This is a genomic window from Actinoplanes awajinensis subsp. mycoplanecinus (assembly GCF_001509495.1).
Lineage (GTDB): Bacteria > Actinomycetota > Actinomycetes > Mycobacteriales > Micromonosporaceae > Actinoplanes > Actinoplanes palleronii.
In genome coordinates this window covers 87,329-106,429 of the sequence record NZ_LLZH01000001.1, presented here as the reverse complement: position 1 = coordinate 106,429, position 19,101 = coordinate 87,329, and the positions used below count along the sequence as shown (strand labels likewise).

17 protein-coding genes are annotated in these 19,101 nt (G+C 71.5%); 7 read left to right on the top strand and 10 right to left on the bottom strand.

Annotated features, from left to right (window positions below; genetic code table 11):
• Positions 1 to 15: 15 nt before the first annotated feature.
• Positions 16 to 456 (bottom strand): protein-tyrosine phosphatase family protein, encoded by a 441-nt coding sequence (locus ADL15_RS00470; RefSeq protein ID WP_067683781.1) that lies wholly within the window; start codon positions 454 to 456, stop codon positions 16 to 18.
• Between the two features lie 37 nt (positions 457 to 493).
• Here ADL15_RS00470 and ADL15_RS00465 point away from each other — a divergent pair, with 37 nt between their 5' ends.
• From ADL15_RS00465 to ADL15_RS00455, 3 genes are all read left to right on the top strand, one after another.
• Entirely contained in the window at positions 494 to 1,711 is a 1,218-nt protein-coding gene (locus ADL15_RS00465) for an MFS transporter (RefSeq protein ID WP_157441086.1), read from the top strand.
• A 159-nt stretch (positions 1,712 to 1,870) separates the two neighbouring features.
• A complete protein-coding gene (argS, locus tag ADL15_RS00460; protein ID WP_067684180.1) occupies positions 1,871 to 3,514 on the top strand; it encodes an arginine--tRNA ligase in 1,644 nt (547 codons plus the stop codon).
• A gap of 120 nt (positions 3,515 to 3,634) precedes the next feature.
• On the top strand, positions 3,635 to 5,437 hold the full coding sequence (locus ADL15_RS00455) for a bifunctional metallophosphatase/5'-nucleotidase (protein WP_067683775.1): 1,803 nt from the start codon (positions 3,635 to 3,637) through the stop codon (positions 5,435 to 5,437).
• Positions 5,438 to 5,458: 21 nt separating this feature from the next.
• Here ADL15_RS00455 and ADL15_RS00450 read toward each other — a convergent pair whose 3' ends face one another.
• From ADL15_RS00450 to ADL15_RS00435, 4 genes are all read right to left on the bottom strand, one after another.
• A complete protein-coding gene (locus tag ADL15_RS00450; protein WP_067683772.1) occupies positions 5,459 to 6,103 on the bottom strand; it encodes a hypothetical protein in 645 nt (214 codons plus the stop codon).
• Between the two features lie 83 nt (positions 6,104 to 6,186).
• Complete coding sequence (locus ADL15_RS00445) at positions 6,187 to 7,047, bottom strand: MerR family transcriptional regulator (protein ID WP_067683769.1); 861 nt, start codon at positions 7,045 to 7,047, stop codon at positions 6,187 to 6,189.
• 50 nt (positions 7,048 to 7,097) lie between these two features.
• On the bottom strand, positions 7,098 to 8,534 hold the full coding sequence (locus ADL15_RS00440) for a protein kinase domain-containing protein (protein WP_067684177.1): 1,437 nt from the start codon (positions 8,532 to 8,534) through the stop codon (positions 7,098 to 7,100).
• Positions 8,535 to 8,741: 207 nt separating this feature from the next.
• On the bottom strand, positions 8,742 to 9,269 hold the full coding sequence (locus tag ADL15_RS00435; protein WP_067683766.1) for a hypothetical protein: 528 nt from the start codon (positions 9,267 to 9,269) through the stop codon (positions 8,742 to 8,744).
• Between the two features lie 294 nt (positions 9,270 to 9,563).
• Between ADL15_RS00435 and ADL15_RS00430 the strand changes: the two genes are divergently transcribed.
• Positions 9,564 to 9,914, top strand: coding sequence for an STAS domain-containing protein (locus ADL15_RS00430; protein WP_067683762.1), 351 nt, complete (start codon positions 9,564 to 9,566; stop codon positions 9,912 to 9,914).
• Between the two features lie 34 nt (positions 9,915 to 9,948).
• Here the strand turns inward: ADL15_RS00430 and surE are convergent, their stop codons facing one another.
• From surE to ADL15_RS00410, 4 genes are all read right to left on the bottom strand, one after another.
• Positions 9,949 to 10,815, bottom strand: a complete 867-nt coding sequence (gene surE / locus ADL15_RS00425) for a 5'/3'-nucleotidase SurE (RefSeq protein WP_067683759.1) — start codon at positions 10,813 to 10,815, stop codon at positions 9,949 to 9,951.
• The gene (locus tag ADL15_RS00420) at positions 10,812 to 11,756 is read right to left on the bottom strand and encodes a PfkB family carbohydrate kinase (protein ID WP_232343824.1); all 945 of its coding nucleotides are present in this window, start codon (positions 11,754 to 11,756) and stop codon (positions 10,812 to 10,814) included. Before ADL15_RS00420 ends, surE begins: the two co-directional genes overlap by 4 nt.
• A gap of 383 nt (positions 11,757 to 12,139) precedes the next feature.
• Positions 12,140 to 14,263, bottom strand: a complete 2,124-nt coding sequence (locus ADL15_RS00415; RefSeq protein WP_067683756.1) for a HelD family protein — start codon at positions 14,261 to 14,263, stop codon at positions 12,140 to 12,142.
• Positions 14,264 to 14,429: 166 nt separating this feature from the next.
• On the bottom strand, positions 14,430 to 15,380 hold the full coding sequence (locus tag ADL15_RS00410; protein WP_067683753.1) for an alpha/beta fold hydrolase: 951 nt from the start codon (positions 15,378 to 15,380) through the stop codon (positions 14,430 to 14,432).
• Positions 15,381 to 15,549: 169 nt separating this feature from the next.
• Here ADL15_RS00410 and ADL15_RS00405 point away from each other — a divergent pair, with 169 nt between their 5' ends.
• Complete coding sequence (locus ADL15_RS00405) at positions 15,550 to 16,164, top strand: carbonic anhydrase (protein WP_067683750.1); 615 nt, start codon at positions 15,550 to 15,552, stop codon at positions 16,162 to 16,164.
• Positions 16,165 to 16,235: 71 nt separating this feature from the next.
• On the opposite strand, the gene ADL15_RS00400 is transcribed toward ADL15_RS00405, so the two are convergent.
• Positions 16,236 to 16,562, bottom strand: coding sequence for a hypothetical protein (locus tag ADL15_RS00400; RefSeq protein ID WP_067683747.1), 327 nt, complete (start codon positions 16,560 to 16,562; stop codon positions 16,236 to 16,238).
• A gap of 243 nt (positions 16,563 to 16,805) precedes the next feature.
• Here ADL15_RS00400 and ADL15_RS00395 point away from each other — a divergent pair, with 243 nt between their 5' ends.
• Positions 16,806 to 17,297 (top strand): DUF3145 domain-containing protein, encoded by a 492-nt coding sequence (locus ADL15_RS00395; RefSeq protein ID WP_067683744.1) that lies wholly within the window; start codon positions 16,806 to 16,808, stop codon positions 17,295 to 17,297.
• A gap of 37 nt (positions 17,298 to 17,334) precedes the next feature.
• Positions 17,335 to 19,080, top strand: coding sequence for a glycoside hydrolase family 3 protein (locus ADL15_RS00390; RefSeq protein WP_067683741.1), 1,746 nt, complete (start codon positions 17,335 to 17,337; stop codon positions 19,078 to 19,080).
• The last annotated feature ends 21 nt before the right edge of the window (positions 19,081 to 19,101 follow it).

Here is a 19,101-nt window from a genome sequence, read left to right as displayed (position 1 = left end):
ACCCTAGAACACCGGTCAGAGCGTGTGGAAGCGGTCGACGAAGCGCCGCTGCCACGGCGTCTCCACGGCACGGTGGTGGTAGTGCCCACGCACGAACCCGACCGCCTCGGCCGCCGGCAGCCCGTCCAGCACGGCCAGGCAGGCCAGCGCGGTTCCGGTCCGGCCCCGGCCGCCCCAGCAGGCGATCTCGACCCGCTCACGGTCCGCGCGGGTCCAGGCTTCGATCAACACCGCTTTCGCGTACGCAGGGTCAGCCGGCAGCCAGAAGTCCCGCCAGCGCACCCAGCGCGTCTCCCACCCGACCTCGGGCGGTTCCGCGCCGAGCAGGTACACGCCGAAGCGCGGCGGGTGCCCGGACGGCATCGCCGCACGCAGCCCGCGGCCCCGGACCAGTCGCCCGGACGGCAGTCGCAGCACCCCGGCCGCTCCCGGCTCCCAGCCGGCAAATTGGCTCACGCCGAGAAATGTTATTCCGTAAGGTGCGGTCCTGATGATCGCTCCTTTGGTCCGTACCGTGCTGCCCGCTCGTCTCGGTGTGGATTTCCGCTGGCTGGTGGGCTCGTCCTGGGCGACGAACCTCGGCGACGGCATCTCCGCGGCGGCCGGTCCGCTGCTCGTCGCCTCGCTCACCGACGACCCGTTCCGGATCTCGCTGGCCGCCCTGCTCTCCTGGGCCCCGCCGCTGGTCTGCGGCCTGTACGCCGGGGTGCTCTCGGACCGGCACGACCGCCGCCGGATCCTGCTGCTGGCCAACGCGGTCCGGGTGCTGGTGCTGCTCGCCCTGATCGGCACCCTGGCCGCCGGCCGGCTCTCGGTGGAGCTCGCCCTGCTCGGGCTGGGGCTGCTCAGCACGGCCGAGGTGTTCGCCGACAACACCACCGGCACGCTCGCGCCGATGCTCGTCGACCGGGCCGATCTGCCGCTGGCCAACGCCCGGCTGTCGGCCGGGTTCATCACGCTGAACCAGCTGGCCGGTCCGCCGCTGGGCGCCGCGCTGTTCGCCGCCGGCCGGGCCTGGCCGTTGGCCGGCGAGGTGCTGCTGCTGGTGGCCGGCACGCTGCTGGTCTCCCGGGTCCGCCTGCCGGCGCACGGCCGGCCCGCGACGGCCGGGGTGCGCCGGGACGTGGCCGAGGGGGTCCGCTGGGTGGTGCGCCACCCAGCGGTCCGGACCCTCTGCCTGATCGTGCTGATCTTCAATCTGGCGTTCGGGGCGTCCTGGTCGGTGCTGGTGCTCTACGTGAGCGAGCGGCTCGGGCTGGGCTCGATCGGTTTCGGCCTGGTCACCACGGTGATGGCGGCCGGCGGGATCCTCGCCACCGGCGCGTACGGCTGGCTCACCGCCCGGGTCAGCCTGGGCAACCTGATGCGGATCGGCCTGTTCATCGAGACCGGCACTCACGCGGTGCTCGGGTTCACCGCCTCGCCGTGGGTGGCGCTGCCGACCTTCTTCCTGTTCGGGGTGCACGAGTTCGTCTGGCGGACCACGGCGACCACGGTCCGGCAGCGGTCGGTGCCGGTGCACCTGCAGGGCCGGGTCGGCGCGGTGAGCGTCATCTGCATCTACGGCGGGCTGGTGGTCGGCGCGGCGGCCGGCGGCGTGCTGGCCTCGCGGTACGGCGTGGCCGCCCCGTTCCAGGTGGCGTTCGTCTGCGCGGCGATCTTCCTGGCCGTGCTGTGGCCGCAGATGAAGCACATCGCCCACGACGACTGAGCCGCTATAGTCGCGGCATGCACAGCACCTTCAGCGAGCGACGCCGGCGACTTCACGGCCGCCGCTGAACTGTGCTCTCCGCCGGCGGGTCGATCCCGCCGGTTGCTGACGTGTCACTCCGGTCGACCCGCTTCGTTCGTACGATGAATGGGGTTGATCGTGAATTTTGAATCTCTCCTGTCGGATCGGCTCGCGCCCGCGCTGGAAGCGGTCGCCGGCCATCCGGTCGATCCGGCGGTGCGGGCGTCGCCGCACGCCGACTTCCAGTCCGGTGCGCCGCTGGCCCTGGCCCGGGAGCTGGGCCGGGCGCCCCGGGAGATCGCCGCCGAGGTGGCCGCGCGTGCCGACCTGGCCGGGCTCGCCGAGATCACCGTCTCCGGTCCGGGGTTCCTGAACCTGACGATCGGCGACGACCTGCTCGCCGAGAGTTTGCGGCTGACCGGTGCTGATCAGCGGCTCGGTGTGCCCGCGACTGCCGCGCCGGAGCGGATCGTGATCGACTACTCCGGGCCGAACGTGGCCAAGGAGATGCACGTCGGGCACCTGCGCTCGACGATCATCGGGGACGCGCTGGCCCGGACGCTGGAGTGGCTGGGCCACGACGTGGTCCGGGTGAATCACCTGGGCGACTGGGGGACCCCGTTCGGGATGCTCGTCGAGCACCTGGTCGACCTGGGCGGCTCGGGTGATCACTCGATCCGGGATCTGACCGCGTTCTATCAGGACGCCCGGGCCAAGTTCGACACCGACGACGACTTCCGGACCCGGGCCCGGCTGCGGGTGGTGGCGCTGCAGTCCGGCGATCCGCTCTCCCGGGACCTGTGGCAGCGGCTGGTGGCCCAGTCCGAACGCTACTTCCTGGACGTCTACCAGCGGCTCGGCGTCACCCTCGGCCCGGACGACTTCGCCGGCGAGAGCCGCTATCAGGACGACCTTCCGGTGCTGGTGGCCGAGCTGCTGGCGCAGGGTCTGCTGACCGAGAGTGACGGCGCGCTGTGCGCGTTCCCGGACGGGTTCACCGGGCGGGACGGCGACGCGCTGCCGCTGATCGTGCGCAAGGCCGACGGCGGTTTCGGGTACGCCGCGACCGACCTGGCCGCGATCCGGCACCGGGTCGGCACGCTCGGCGCGGACCGGCTGCTCTACGTGGTCGGCGCACCGCAGCGCACCCACTTCGAGATGGTCTTCGCGGTGGCCCGGAAGGCCGGCTGGCTGCCCGGCGGGGTGACCGCCGAGCACCTCGGGTTCGGCTCGATCCTGGGCGCGGACGGCAAGATGCTGAAGACCCGGGCCGGCGACACGATCAAGCTGGCCGAGCTGCTGGACGAGGCGGTGGCCCGGGCGACCGCGCCGGCCATCGGGATCGGCGCGATCAAATATGCCGATCTCTCCGGTGACCGGCGGGGCGACTACGTCTTCGACTGGGACCGGATGCTGGCCAGCACCGGCAACACCGGTCCCTACCTGCAGTACGCCTACGCCCGGATCCGGTCGCTGTTCCGCAAGGCCGGCACCGGGCCGGGACCGGTCACGGTGACCGAACCGGCCGAGCGGGCCCTGGCCCTGACCCTGCTCGGTTTCGAGCCGGCGCTCCGGGCCGCCGCCGGGCAGGCCGAGCCGCACCGGCTGGCCGGATACCTGCACGACCTGGCCGTGGCCTTCTCGGTCTTCTACGAGCGGTGCCCGGTGCTGCGGGCCGCCGACGACGTGCGGGCCAGCCGGCTGGGGCTGGCCGAGCTGACCGCCCGCACCCTCCACACTGGAATGTTTCTGCTGGGTATCGAGACGCTCGAGGAGATTTGAGGAAAGTTGATCACCGCGCAACCTTCCGTTGATCGACCGATGACCTGATCCACCGTTAGGGTGCTTCTTTCGGCGCGCCCACGAGGCGCGCCGCTTGAACTCCCCTGCGAAAGGCTCGCAATGACGCTTCCCAACGGCGTATCGCGGCGTGGCGTGCTGGCGGTCTCGGCCGCCGCCGCTGCGGCACCGCTCGCCTTCCCCGGCTCGGCGCAGGCTGGCGGCAAGGGCGCCCCGAAGCCCCCGAAGACCCCCGAGACGTTCCAGCTGACCGTGCTGGGCACCTCGGACACGCACGGCAACGTGTACAACTGGGACTACTACAAGGACGCCGAGTACGACGACTCCGCGCACAACGACGTCGGTGTCGCCAAGCTGGCCGCGCTCGTGAACAAGCTGCGCGCCGAGGCGACCGGCGCCACGCTGGTGCTCGACGCCGGTGACACGATCCAGGGCACCCCGCTGGCGACCTACTACGCCAAGCAGGAGCCGATCACCGAGACCGGCGCGAAGCACCCGATGGCCAAGGCCATGAACGTGCTGCACTACGACGCGATCACGCTGGGCAACCACGAGTTCAACTACGGCCTGCCGCTGCTGAACCTGTGGATCCGGCAGCTCGGCTTCCCGGCCCTGGCCGCCAACGCGGTCAGCGCGAAGACCGGCAAGCCGGCGTTCACGCCGTACATCATCAAGAAGGTCTCGCTCGGCAAGCACGCGCCCACCCTGCGCGTCGGCATCCTGGGCCTGACCAACCCGGGCGTGGCGATCTGGGACAAGGGCAACGTCGAGGGCAAGCTCAGCTTCCTCGACATGGTGGCGACCGCCGCCAAGTGGGTGCCGATCATGCGGCGCAACGGCGCCGACGTCGTGATCATCTCGGCGCACGGTGGCGACAGTGGCACCTCCAGCTACGGCACCGAGCTGCCGAACGAGAACCCGTCCGCGCTGATCGCCGAGCAGGTCCCGGGGATCGACGCGATCCTGTTCGGGCACGCGCACAACGAGGTCGCGCAGCGCTTCGTCACGAACACCAAGACCGGCACGCAGGTGCTGCTCTCCGAGCCGTCGAAGTTCGGCCAGCGGCTCACCAAGATGGACTTCACGCTGGTGCGCGAGCACGGCTGCTGGAAGATCACCACGAAGGCGTCGGCCACGCTGAACACCAACACCGTCGAGGCCGACCCGAAGGTGCTGGCCGCGGTGAAGGGCCAGCACGAGAAGACCGTGGCGTACATCAACCAGGTCGTCGCGGCGTCGACCGCGGAGCTGTCCGCGGCCACCTCGCGGTACGAGGACACCCCGATCCTCGACTACATCAACAAGGTGCAGACCGACACGGTGGTGGCCGCGCTGGCCGGCACCGCGTACGCGGCTCTGCCGGTCCTCTCGATCGCCGCGCCGTTCAGCCGGACCGCGGTGTTCCCGAAGGGCGACGTCAAGATCAAGGACGTCGCGGGGCTGTACATCTACGACAACACCCTGGAAGCCGTCGTGCTGACCGGCGCCGAGGTGCGTGCCTACCTGGAGTACTCGGCGAAGTACTTCAACACGTACGCGGTCGGTGCCGTCGTCGACCCGGCGACCATCAACGTGAGCACGGTGCCGGACTACAACTACGACACCCTCTCCGGCGTCGAGTACGACATCGACATCAGCAAGCCGGTCGGCAGCCGGATCACCAAGCTGCAGCTCAACGGCGTCGACGTGGCCGCCGACGCGCAGTTCGTGATCGCGGTGAACAACTACCGGCGGTCCGGTGGCGGCGCGTTCCCGGGCATCGTGAAGACCCAGGTCTACAACGAGCAGAAGGAGATCCGTCAGCTCCTGATCGACTGGGCGCAGGCCAAGGGCAAGATCGACCCGGCCGACTTCTTCGTGAAGAACTGGCAGCTGGTCCGCGAGGGTGTGCCGGTCACGTTCTGACCAGCACTCACCGGCCGGCCGCTACTTGGTCGTCTCCCAGCTGCCGCGGGCGTCCGCCTCGATGGTCATCAAGGCGGACCGCCCGTCGGTCAGCAGGAACGTGCAGTCGTAACGGCGCAGCCCGTCCGCGCCACGGTCACCGACCGGCACACACGCGCCGGTCTTGACCGTGGTGCCGACGGCGGCCTCCACCCGGCCGTCGCCGAACACCTTCTCCTGCACCGCGTCGGTGGCCTTGTCCTCGACCTGGGTCCGGTGCAGCGGCAGCACCACGTCGACCGCGAGCGCCGTCCAGAACGCCCCGCCGGCCACCGCCGTCACCACGAACGCCACCCAGTACGGCGCGCGACGCCGGCCGTACGCCCGGGCCTTCCGCGACCGCTGCATTGCCGAGACCACGCCCAGCAGGCTGAACAGGAACGTCCAGGCCACCACCGGCCGCCAGGACGGGGCGTCCGGGCGGGCCGAGCCGGTCATCTCGTGCGGGAAGCGGACCAGCAACTGGCCGTGCTTGTTGCTGGGCGAGCCGTACGGCGGGACCACACCGCCGAACGGCAGCGGCTCCAGTTCCTCCGTCGCCGCCGCCTCGGCCGTGTCGATCCACGGCGGAGAGACCGGGTACGGCAGCGGCTCGTGCGGGGTCTGCGGGGTCTGAACGGTCGTCATCGGTGCGGCCCTTCCGGTAGCGGCCCGGGTGCAGTCTCCGTGCCACCCGCGATCATCGGCCGCTACCGGGCCCAGTTGAGGATTCAGCTCTTCTCGGTTGCATTTCCGGTGCCGTCCAGCGGCACCTGCATCTCGGTGAGCCACTTGTCGAGCTCGCCGTCCGGGCAGTGCAGGTACACCTCACGGGCAAAACCGGGCGGTACCGGCCGGAGCCCGTTGTCCTCGATCCAGGTGGCGATCCGCTCGCCGGTGCGGAACGCCTCCGACATCGGGCCCTCGTGCACTGAGGTGGCCGCGTCGATCGGCGGCAGCACCACCACGTCGAACCCGGCCGTGCCGACCTCGGCGTCACCGATCGGGAACGCCGCGTGCGCGGTGATCGTCTCGTCGCCGGGCCCGGTCGGCGCGGGCCGGTAGTACGCCAGCGACGAACCGGTGATCGCGACCCCGGCCTGCTCCAGCAGCTCCGCCAGGCGGGGGAAGAGCGGCGACAGGTTCTCGGTGATCGACGTGGGGTGGTCGTACCCCAGGGCGGTGGTGGACAGCTCCGCCACCCGCAGTGCCGGGATCCGCTTGAAGAGGACATCTCCGGTGTTCATGTGACCCTCCGTCTCGATCATGCGGAGACGCGCGTCGACCAGGGCCAGGCGGGCGTTGTCCCGCTCCACCTGCTCGGCCAGCTCGGCCCGCCGCAGTCGCAGCATCCCGCGCAGCTCACCGGTGTCGACCTTCTCCTCGATCATCACCTGCACCTGTTGCAGGCTGAAGCCGAGGTCCTTGAGGGCGAGGATCCGGTTGAGCCGCCGCAGCTGCTCCGCCGTGTAGTAGCGGTAGCCGCTGTGCGGGTCGACGTGGGCGGGGCGGAGCAGGCCGATGGCGTCGTAGTGGCGCAGCATGCGCACCGACACCCGGCTCAGACCGGCGAAGTCTCCGATACTCAACATGGTCGGTCCACCGTCCCGTCTGACACGGTGTGAGGGTCAACCCCGGGCTGTTACTGATCGGCAGCGGGGTCCGTCGTGGGTGTCGTGGGCGGGTCCGTCGTGGGATCCGGCTCCGGGTCCTTGGTGGGCGGCGTCGTGCTGGTGTCGGGGGTCGGCGACGACGACGGGGTGTCGCTCGGGGTCGGCGACGCGGAGGCCGACGCGCTCGGGGACGGCGACTTGCTCGGCTTGCGGGACGACGACGGTTTGCGCGAGGGGGTGTTGTCGTCGTCGCCGTTCGAGATCGGCGACTCGCTGAACTGGTCGGTCGCCTCCGGCGCGGGTGTCGTGGTGGTCACCACGGCGGGCGGGTTCTTCTTGTCGCCCGTGCCGGCCTCGACCGGGTCCTTGTCGTTGGACATCGCGAAGGCCACGCCGAGGCCGCCGGCCAGCACGAACAGCGCGATCACCGCGACCATCAGGCTGCGCTGCACCCGCGGCGCGGCGACCGGCTCGGGCGCGCGCATCGGCGGGGGAGCGGGCGACATCCGCGGGCGGGGCACCGGCTGGGTCATCGGGGCCGGGCTGATCGAGGCCGCGCTGATCGAGGCAGGCACGGTCGGTGCGCCGCTGGTCGGTGCGATCAGCGCGGTGCCGGTCAGCCGCTTCCAGTCCTGCGGGGTGCCGACCGCGGCATACGCCGCCTCGGCGAACTCGGCCGCAGTGGGGAACCGGTCGGCCGGCTGCTTGGCCATCGCCCGGATGATCAGCTCGCGCACCGCGAGCGGGACGTGGTCGGGCAGCGGGTCGGGCTCGTCCTCCAGGTGACGCAGCGCGACCTGGAGCGCGTTGTCCCCGTCGAACGGGGGCTGGCCGGCGATGCAGTGGTAGGCCACCGCGCCCAGCGCGTAGACGTCGGTGCCGGGGGTCAGATTGCCCTTGGCGACCTGCTCGGGCGCCATGTAGAGCGCGGTGCCGACGATCGAGTTCAGGCCGGTCATGCTGGTCAGCGCGTTGGAGCGGGCGACACCGAAGTCGACCAGGATCACCGCGCCGGTCGGCTTCACGATCAGGTTGCCGGGCTTCACGTCGCGGTGCACGATGCCGGCGTCGTGCGCGGCGTGCAGCGCGTCGGCCGCCTGCGCCACGATCGACATCGTCTCAGCGACCGGGATCGGGCCCTGCTTGACCCGGTTGGACAGCGGTTCGCCCTCGACGAACGCCATCACCAGATAGGCGACCTTCTCCGGGCCGCCGGAGTCGCCGGCCTCGGCGTAGTCGTAGACCTCGACCACGTTCGGGTGCCGGAACGCGGCCATCATCCGGGCCTCGCCATAGAACCGGGCGGCGAACTCGGGGTCGTCGAGCATCGCCGTGCGCAGCACCTTTACCGCTACGACACGACCCAGCACCACGTCGGTGCCACGCCACACGTCACCCATGCCACCGGTGGCGATCCGGTCGTCCAACCGGTAGCGGTTGTCCAGGAGATGTCCCGCACTGAGCACCAGGTGGACCTTTTCTGATCGGGCGGCCCCGAAGGCCGCGGTAACGAACTGATCGAGGGCAATGCCGGTCAACTGTACAGAGCCGGGCCGATCAACGGGAGATCAGCGGAGGTGCCCTTCGTCCCGTCGTGGACCGGCTCGGACATGCGAACAAGGGTATGGCGGCCCGGCCAGGCCGCCATACCCTTGTTCGGTCTCGTTGCGCCGCTACTGCTGCTTCTCCTCGTACGTGGGGGTGACCACGACAGCCGTTTCGGCCAGTTCCAGCTCTTCGTTCTCGGCCTGCCGCTCCAGCGCCGCGCGGGCGGTGGACGCGGCGACCCAGCCGGCCGCCAGCCCGAGCAGGCCGACCCCGGCGATCAGGCCCCACGGGCGGCCCGGCTTGTGGCCGGCCAGCGCGCCGGCCGCGGCGTTGGCCCGTGCCCAGGCCTCGTCGGCGGCGCCACCGGCCCGGCTGGCGAGCTCGTGGCTCTTCTTGTTGGCCTTGCCGGCCAGCTTGTGGCTCTTCTTGTCGACCCGGGTGGCCAGCTTGCGGCTGCGCCGGTTGGTCTTGTCCGCCAGGGTGCTGGTCCGGTCCGCCAGCGCACGGGTGCCCCGGCCGGCCCGGTCGGCAGCGTCTGCGGCCTGCTTGCCGGCGTCCCTGGCAGTCTCACCGGCGGCCGCCATGGCGGCTGACAGGTGATCCCACGCCTGGGCGGCGGTCCGTTCGGCCCGGCTCTTCCTCGTCGTGAACATCGTCGGTTACCCTCCTGCGCTCGCCCTTCACCGGGGTTCGTGCCCCGACAAGGGCGTCGGCAAACGTCCGGTATGGACGGCATCACATTTCCAAAACGATTTGACGTCCCGCAGTACTGTTGACCTCGCTCACACGGGCCACTCAGGTGTCTAACAGGTTCGGGGCCTAACCTTTCGGTCAGTTTCACCGAACCTTCCGTGGGTTGGTCCATCCGTCCTGCTCCAGGACGGTCTGACTGACCCGCGTCAAAGAGGAACAACGCCCGGCTCCCCGGGCGGGTGGAGGGAAGAGGCGTGACGCTGTCGATAATGACGTCGACGCTGGCTGACGGTGCTGTCGAGGTCTCGCCACGCGGCGAGATCGACGTCGAGAACGCGTACGAGATCCGTGAGGCCGTCGCGGCCCAGCTCGCCGAGGGCGCCCCGGCGCGCATCGAGCTCAACATGCAGCACGTGACCTTCATCGACTCCGTGGGGATCAGCGCACTCGTGGCGGCGTTCCAGCTCGCCGGGGTGAGCGGTGTCAAGGTGGTCGTGACCCAGCCGAGCCGGTTCGCTCACAAACAGCTCTGGGTGACCGGGCTGCTCGGCCTGTTCGGCAACCCTCAACCCCATCAGGACGACGCGGCGCTCTCCGGCGCCTGACGTCCGCGACTTCCGTGCGAGCCCGGCGTGCTGCTCAGTACGCCGGGCTCTGCACGTGCACGGCCTCTACGTTGATCCGGATGTCCGGATCCTCCATCGGTGCCCGGATCGCTGTGACCACCGCGAAGTTGTCGGCCAGGGCGGCCAGGTCGGTGCCCGGGTCGAGCTCCTCCTCGGCGGCCTGGACGGCGGTGCGGACATAACCGTCACCCGCCTCGGCGATGCTCATCTGCACCTGACCGAAACGGGCCAGCCCGGCCTGCTTGAGCCCCCGGATCCCGTCCACGTGCAGATCCGGCACGTTCAGGTTGAAGACCGTGCCGGGCGGGGTGTGCAGCAGCGAGGGGAGCAGGCGGACCGCCAGCTCGGCGGCGCTGGCCCAGTGATGCTGCTCGTCGTCGGCCGCGTGCAGGGCGGCGATGGCGGCGCCCCCGCTGGCCGCGGTGGCCGCCGCCGGGGTGAGCACGTCCAGCGACACGGCCAGGCCGCGCAGACCGGCGTGCGAGGCGGTCAGGGTGGCGCCGACGGTGCCCGAGTGGACCACCGCGGCGCCCGCGTTGGCACCCCGGTTGATCCCGGAGACCACCAGGTCCGGCGCCGGGCCGAAGGCCTCCCGCAGGGCGAGCAGCACGATGTACGCCGGGGAGGCGGCCACTCCGTACGCCGGGATCTGCTTGGCGCCGGCCAGCTCGCGCACCTCTGAGACGATTTTGCCGTCCTGCACCACCGCGGTCATCGAGGCGCTGCTGCCGCTCGACTCGCTCAGCGGCGCGGCGACCACCACGTCGTACTCGGCGTGTGCCAGCGCCCGGGCCAGCCAGCGGATGCCGGGCGCCTCGATGCCGTCGTCGTTGGTGATCAGGATCCGGAGGTGGCGATGGTTACCCGAATTCGCTGTCATGATGCCTTCTTGATCGGGGTCAGCCGGACTCGTTCGGTGAGCACCCGGACGGCGTCGACGTGCCCGGTGCCGAGGCCGTGGCGGGTGACGTTGAGGGCGCCCGCGGCGGCGCCGGTGCGCACCGCGTCGGTCATCGAGCCGCCGTTCGCCAGGGTGGCGGCGACGCCGGCGGTCATCGAGTCGCCGGCGCCACGGTGCTCGGCTGCGGTCAGCTTGGGCAGCGTGACGGTGTAGATCTCGTCGTCGATCAGGGCCAGGGCGCCCTCCCCGGCACGCGAGACCAGGACCGCGTCAGCGCCGTCGGTGTTCAGCTTGACCAGCGCGTTCATCAGCTCACGGGTGGAGCCGTCGGCGGCCGCGCCATCCTTGATCAGCTCTTCGTGGCTGATCTTGACGACCGTGCAGCCGGCCTCCATCACGGCGGCGAGGTACCGCCCGCACAGGTCGGCGATCACCCGGCAGCCGTTCGCCTTCAGGTCGGCGGAGAGCCGGCCGTAGACCTCCGGCTTGATCACCGAGGGGTGCGCCGGGCCGCTCAGGATCGCGATGCCGGCGGTCAGGCCCTCGGCCAGGGTGAGGTTGTAGAGCTCGTCCAGCTCGTGCCGGGAGAGCGGGGTGCCGGGGCGCTCGGCGATCTCCTCGCGGGTGCCGCTGCGGCGGTCGTGCACGTACCACCCGCTGCCGTGCTCGCGGTTCACCAGACGGAGTGTCACCCCGGGCAGGTCCGACATCAGCGGGACCAGCACCCGGCCGACCTCGCCCCCGGCGGCCGTGCAGAGCGTCACCTTGGCGCCCAGCGACGTGATCATGCGGGTCTGCCAGATGCCCTGGCCACCCGGATGCACATGCAGTTCGGGTTCGTCGTGGTGTTGTTCGATGGTCACCGTCAGCTGTGGGGCCGGCGCGAAGACCATGACCCGGCCGTCACTCATGATTCGCATTCTGATCGGTTCCCGCAGCCGCCGTGGCGGTTCGCAGAAAGAACAGAAGCGACGTTCTACAACTCGAGCCTCCCGGGGCTCACCACGCCGGCCACGGGGCCGGTGGGTGGCGCGGGACTGGTGTCGCACGCGCGCCGGCATGGCTCGATCGTGCGCCCTCGATGTGATGATCGCCAGACGAGGGGCGAGGTTCCCGGCTGGTGCTCAGGGGTGCCTCCGGGCCCCGGAGGCACCCCTGAGCACCAGCCGGCGTCTGACGGCGCGCGGCGGCCCGGAGCGGTCCCGGCCTCGCGCCGGTCCCCGCGTCGCGTCCCGCTGGTCCCCGCGTCGGGTCGTGCCGGTCCCGGTCCCGGTCCCGGGCGGGGCCGGGACCGGGGAGCGGGCTACGGGTGCCAGTCGGGGTTGGTGCCGACCGTGGTGAGGCGCTGGGTAGCGCGGGAGAGGGCGACGTAGAGCGTGCGGACCCCGGACTTGTCGACCGCGATCTGGCCCGGCTCGACCAGCACCACCGCGTCGTACTCCATGCCCTTGGCCTCCAGCGCGGTGACCACGTGGACACGTTCCGGCAGGCCGGTGACCCACGCGGCCATCTCGTCCCGGCGGGACACCGGGGCGATCACGCCGATCGTCCCGTCCACGTCGGCCAGCTGCTTCTCGGCCAGCTCGCGGACCGTGGCCGGCAGCGCGCCGGCCGTGGTCACCACGTCGACCGGGTCGACGCCGGTGGAGCGCACCGCCGAGGGCAGCGGCAGGTCCGGCAGGATCGCCCGGATCACCGAGGCGGCCACCGCGAAGATCTCCGACGAGTTCCGGTAGTTCGTGGTCAGCGAGTAGCTGTTGCGCTGGCGGGTGCCGAGAGCCTTCTCCCGGGACCGGTCCAGCTCGTCCGGGTCGCCGGACCAGGCGGTCTGCGCCGGGTCGCCGACGATCGTCCAGGACGCGTACGCCCCCCGCCGGCCGATCATCCGCCACTGCATCGGCGAGACGTCCTGCGACTCGTCGACCACCACGTGCGCGTAGTCGCGGTAGTCCTCCTCGCGCTCGACCTGCTGCGCGCGGGCCGCGGCCTGCCGGTCGGCGAACGTGCTGACCTCCTGGACGCCGTCCCGGACGTGGAACGGGTTGCGGGACTTCTTCTGCGCCTTCCGGGGGCGGCCCATCAGCTCGTCCAGCTCGTCGAGCAGCGCCACGTCGGAGATCGTCGGGCCGTGCTCGGCGAGGGCGTCGAAGGAGCCCTGCAGGGTCTCGATCTCGTCGCGGGAGAGCACGCCGTTCGCGTACGCCCGGAGCCGTTTCGGATCGGCCAGCCAGCGCAGTACCCGCAGCGGGGTGAACCGCGGCCACCACGCCTTCAGGAACTCCCGGAAGTCGGTGCGGTCGGCCAGCTCCGACTCGAACTCGCGCTTCTCCGGCAGCCCGCTCAGCTTCGCGTCCCGGGCCTGCGCCCAGAGCGCGTCGAAGACCCGGTCGAAGCCGGTGCCGCGGACCTCGTTGCGGCGCGCGCCACGCTGCAGCACCTTGCGCCGGATCTGCTCCAGCGCCTGGGCGTCCAGCCGGAGCAGGGCGCCCCGGTAGAGCAGGCGCAGCTCGGTCGGCGCGCCCGGCACGGCGTCGTGCGAGGCCCGCTCCAGCACCCGGCGGATCCGCAGCGAGCCCTTGATCGCGGCCACCTCGGTGGAGTCCACCCGGGTCGCGTCCCAGCCCGGCACCAGCGAGCCCAGCGAGCGCAGCGTCGCGGTCTCCTCGCCGAGCGAGGGCAGCACGGTGGCGATGTAGTTGACGAACACCCCGGACGGGCCGACCACCAGGATGCCGCCGCCGGCGAACCGGCTGCGGTCGGAGTAGAGCAGGTACGCCGCGCGGTGCAGGGCGACAGCGGTCTTGCCGGTGCCCGGGCCGCCGGTCACGATCGTCACCCCGCCGGCGGGGGAGCGGATCGCCTCGTCCTGCTCGCGCTGGATGGTGGCGACGATGTCGCGCATCCCGGTGCCGGTCGCCTTGGCCAGGCTGGCCAGCAGCGCGCCGTCGCCGACCACGGTCATCCCGGGCGGCGCGGCATCCGGGTCGAGCAGGTCGTCCTCGATGCCGGTGACCCGCTCACGGGTGGACTGGATCATCCGGCGCCGGATCACGCCCAGCGGTTCGGCCGGGGTGGCCTGGTAGAACGCCGCGGCGGCCGGCGCCCGCCAGTCGACGACCAGCGGTCGTGAGGCGTCGTCGCGGATACCCATCCGGCCGACGTAGTGGGTGGCTCCGGTCAGCAGGTCGAGGCGGCCGAAGACCAGGCCCTCGTGCTCGGTGTCCAGGGTCTGCCGCCGGCGGGCCGCGTGGTACACCATCGCGTCGCGCTCGACCAGCGCGCCGAACGTGCCCACGCCGGCCTGGCGGTAGCCCTCTTTCTCGGCTCGGGATGCGTCCTGGCGCAGCTCGGCGAGCCGGGTGTAGACCCGGTCGACGTGCTGCTGCTCGATCGCGATCTCCTGCTGCAGGACGGTGGCGTCGCTCAAGTCGGTCGTTCTCCCTTTCATGCGCACCGCCAGCGCTCGCGCGAAGGGGGCAATCGAACTTACTCCCGCCCCGCAATCCGCGACCAAGCGGCCCCTGGCCGGCCCTGGCGCTCACCGCATCGTTCGAACCTCTCACAAACGAGCGGGAGTGTGCGGATGTTCCGGCTCAGGCGGCCCGGCGTCGCAGTGGAACGCTCGTCGCCCGCAGATTCTTCCGAGTGGCGCAGTTCACCCGGCGGACCACGGTGAGTAGCGCCTCGGTGACCTCCTCCGGGCGTTCCAGCGGCAGCATGTGGCCCGCGCCGGGGCAGACGGTCAGCTGGGCGTGCGGCAGCGCGGCCGCGATCGACTCGGCGCAGGCCGGCGGGGTGAGACGGTCCCGGTCGCCGACCAGCACGGCGGCCGGCACGGCGGCGAAGGCCGCCAGGGTGGCCAGCCGCTGCTGCGAGCCGATCGAGGCGCGGAACCCGCCGATCGACTGCAGCGGGGCCCGGCCGACGCTGCGCAGGGCCAGGCCCAGGTCGTCGGAGGCGCACCGGTCCCCGAAGAGCAGCCAACGCATCACGGGCGCCAGGACGGGCAGCACGGCCCGATGCGGTCGCCAGGCACCGGACCGGGCCAACAGGCCCGCTCCGAGCGTCTCACCGGCCCGCAGCAGGGTCGCCAGGTGGTCCGGTAGGCCGTACCGGGTGTGGGTGTGTCCCTCGGCGGTGGTGGAGACCAGGACCAGCCCGGCCACCCGGTCGGTGAACTCGGCGAGATGGCGGTGGGCGTACTCCATGATCGTCATGCCGCCCATCGAGTGGCCGACGAGCACCACGGGGCCGGTCGGGGCCAGCCGGCGCAGCACCTCGGCCAAGTCGTCGCCGAGCTGGTCCAGGGTGGCGCCGTGGCGGCCGGTGGCCGACGAGCGGCCGTGCCCGCGGGTGTCGTAGGCGATCACCCGGGGTGTGCGGCGGCCCATCCCGCTGAGCGCGTCCACCTGATGCCGCCAGGTCCGGCGGTCCAGGCACCAGCCGTGCAGCAGCACCACGGTGACCGGGGCGTCGGCCGGGCCGGTGATCTCGGCGTGCAGGCGTACTCCGTCGGCCAGGGTGATCTCGGTCCGCTCGGACATGGGCACCTCCGCGTCATCCACGCCCCCGCGTGTACCCACGGGTAATAAGCATCACGCGTGATCGGGACGATTGCCACTGGCGCTCCGGACAGGTCCTGTCGCCCTTTAGTGACCGTGAGCTGCCTCGCAATTACTTTCGCTTGGCGTCCGGACAGCGAGAATCATCGGCATGACAGCCATTCGCGCTGCCCAGGCCATCACGCCCGGCACAGCTCTGGGCATGCTCACCACGGGCAACAAGCGTTTCGTCTACGGCAAGCCGCACTACGGGCACAACGTCACCCAGGCCGCGGCGACGGCCGGTGGCCAGCAGCCGCACTCGGTCGTGCTGGGGTGCATCGACTCCCGGGTGCCGCTCGAGGCGATCTTCGACCAGTCGTTCGGCTCGATCTGCGTGGCCCGCTCCGGCGCGCACGTGCTGGACCGGTCGATGGTCGGCTCGGTGGAGTTCGCGGTGTCGTCGCTCGGCGTCTCGCTGGCCCTGGTGGTGGGGCACAAGCGGTGCGGCGCGGTGACCGCCACGGTCGACGCGGTGCGCTCCGGCGAGATGCCGGGCGGTGACGTCGGATACCTGGTGGAGGAGATCTCCCCGGCGGTGGACGGGCTGGATCTGGACGATCCGTCGGCGACCGAGCAGGCGATCCGGGCGCACGTGATCCGTACCGTGGAGCGGTTGCGCCGCAGCGACGGCCTGGCGCCGGCGATCGCGGCGGGCCGGATCGACGTGGTCGGCGCGATCTACGACCTGGACACCGGCTGGGTGGAGTTCCTGGAAAACGCTTGATCTTCATCAACCGCGAAAAGGCACCTCCCGGTACGAGACCGGAAGGTGCCTTTTTCCGTGCGTGGGGCTGCTCAGCCCTCGAAGACGCCGGCGTCGACGAGACGCTTCTCGGCGCCGTCCCAGCCGTGCTCCGGGTTGGTGCTGTGCAGGGCCTGCAGTTCGGCGCGGACCTTGGCGCCGTGCCCGGCGGCGGCCAGCACGCGGATCTCCTCGACGAACGCGTCCGAGGTGGTCTGCAGGTGCGTGGTCTTGCCGTTGGTCAGGTTGCGCACGTACGCGAAGCGGCCGTTGGCGAGCGGGATGAGGTACTTGTACTCACCGAGCACGCTGAGGGCGCCACCGGTGCTCTGGCCGGCGCGGACTGATGCGCGGGCGGTCTTCGAGGTGTTGCTCGCCACGGCGGTACTCCTTGGAGGTATTGCATGAGCAGAGAAAAGGCCGTGGCAACGATACACGACGGGCGGTGAACCGTGCCGTCGGAGCAGGTACACGCGTTGGACTCGGTGTGCCACTACGGCTGGTCCCACAGTCGATGTTGCGGATTCTCTGGCGCACCATCCGTAGCAACCGGCATCATGGGACACGATCAACCGCGGTCGAGGTCGTAGGGGAAGACGCACCTCGGTCTCCGGGAGGTCACCGTGCCAACGTGTGGCGTCGTATACGTCCACTCAACCCCGCTCGCCGTGTGCCAACACGTCGAATGGGCGATAGCGCGCGTCCTGACCGCGCCGGTCAATCTGCAATGGACCGTGCAGCCGGTCGATCCGAGCATGCGCCGAGCCGAGTGCAGCTGGACCGGGCGGGCGGGAACGGGCGCCGAGCTGGCTGCTGCCCTACGGCAGTGGTCCATGATCCGTTTTGAGGTGACCGAGGAACCGAGTCCCGGGCTCGACGGCGAGCGGTTCATGCACGTGCCCGGCCGTGGGTTGTTCCACGGCACGATGGGCGCGTCCGGCGACATCCAGGTCGGCGAGGACCGGCTACGCGCCATCATGGCGCAGGCCAGGGCTCCCGAGGCGCTGGCGCACGCCCTGGAGAAGGCGCTCGGCACGGCGTGGGACGCCGAGCTGGAGCCGTACCGGTACGCCGGCGACGGCGCACCGGTCACGCTGCTCACTCGTGTCGGGTAGGGGGATCGCGTGGCGGGAGTTTCCGCGACCTGATTCGATGACGGGCGTGAAAAAAGTGTCCCGTGTCGCCTTTGTCGCTCCGCTCCTCCTCGTCCTAGGAGCGTGCGGGGACGACGCCACGCCGCAGGGCGCTCCACCGAGTGCCGGCCCGGCCTCCGCGTCGGTGCCCGCGCCCGCGCCGGAGTCCGCGTCCGCCGCCGCGCCACCGGCCGACCCGGCCGCGCGGGCGGCGGAGACCGTCGCCCGGCTCAGCGACGAGGACCTGGCCGGTCAGGTGCTGATCCCGTACGCCTACGGGGGCTCGGCCACCCAGGTGGACGCCGGCGCGATCGCCGGCAACCGGTCGCTCGCGGGCGTGGACACCCCGGCCCAGATGATCGCCAAGTACCGGCTGGGCGGCCTGATCCTGGTCTCCTTCACCCAGCAGGACCCGACCGGCAAGACCAACCCGACGTCGAACGTGGAGGACCCTAAACAGGTCCGGGCGCTCACCGCCGGCCTGCAGGAGGCGGCACGGCAGCTGCCCGCCGCCGCGCCGCTGATGATCGGTACCGACCAGGAGTACGGCATCGTGACCCGGATCACCGACGGCGTCACGCTGCTGCCGTCGGCGATCGCGGTCGGCGCCGCTGCCCAGCCGGTGCTGACCGAGGCGGCCTGGCACGCGGCCGGCCGGGAGCTGGCCGCGATGGGCATCACCGTCGACTTCGCGCCGGTCGCCGACACCCTCGGGGTGGCCGGCAGCTCGGTGATCGGGTCCCGGTCGTACGGCACCGACGCCAAGGCCAACGCCGGCCAGGTCGGCGCGGCTGTCCGGGGCCTGCAGGCGGCCGGGGTCTCGGCCGCCCTGAAGCACTTCCCCGGGCACGGGCACACCACCGGTGACAGCCACGAGGAGCTGCCCGCGATCAAGCAGAGCCTGGCCGCCTGGAAGGCGCAGGACCTGCCGCCGTTCCAGTCCGGGGTGCAGGCCGGCGCGGGCGTGGTGATGTCCGGCCACCTGGACCTGCAGGCGGTGGACAAGGGCACGGCGGCCACGTTCTCCCACAAGATCATGACGGACGTGCTGCGCGGCCAGCTCAAGTTCACCGGGGTGGCGATCACCGACGCGATGAACATGGCGCCGGCCAAGAAGTGGCCGGCCGGTGAGGCCGCGGTCCGGGCCCTGAACGCGGGCAACGACATGCTGCTGATGCCGCCGGACATCGGCGCGGCCCGGGACGGCATCCTGGCCGGGCTGAAGAGCGGCAGCCTGAAGCGGGAGCGGCTGGTCGAGGCGGTCACCCGGATCCTGACCCTGAAGTTCCGCACCGCGGCCACCCCGCAGCCGGAGCTGTCGGTGGTCGGCTCGGCGGAGAACCAGCAGGCCGTCGCGGCGCTGGACGCCGCCTCGATCACGGTGCTCCGCGGGCGCTGCTCCGGTCCGCTGGTCACCGGGCCGGTCACGGTGACCGCCCCGTCGTCGCGCGGGCTGGCCCGGGCCACGCTGGTCAAGGCGCTGCAGGACGCCGGGGTGGCGGTGCAGGCGGCGGGCGGCGCGGAGATCCGGCTGGTCGGGTACGGCGACAAACCCGTCGACCTGTCCCCGGACGCCGCGGTGACCGTGATGATGGACCTGCCGGGGCTGCTGGCCTACGCGAAGTCGCCGACGCTGCTGGCGACGTACTCGTCGAGCAAGCTGTCGCTGACCGCGCTGGCGGCGGTGATCGCCGGCAAGGCCACCGCGCCGGGCAAGTCACCGATCGCGGTCGCCGGGCTGCCCCGGAGCGCCTGCGCCAAGTGAGCCGGGCCGTGTGAGTCGTGC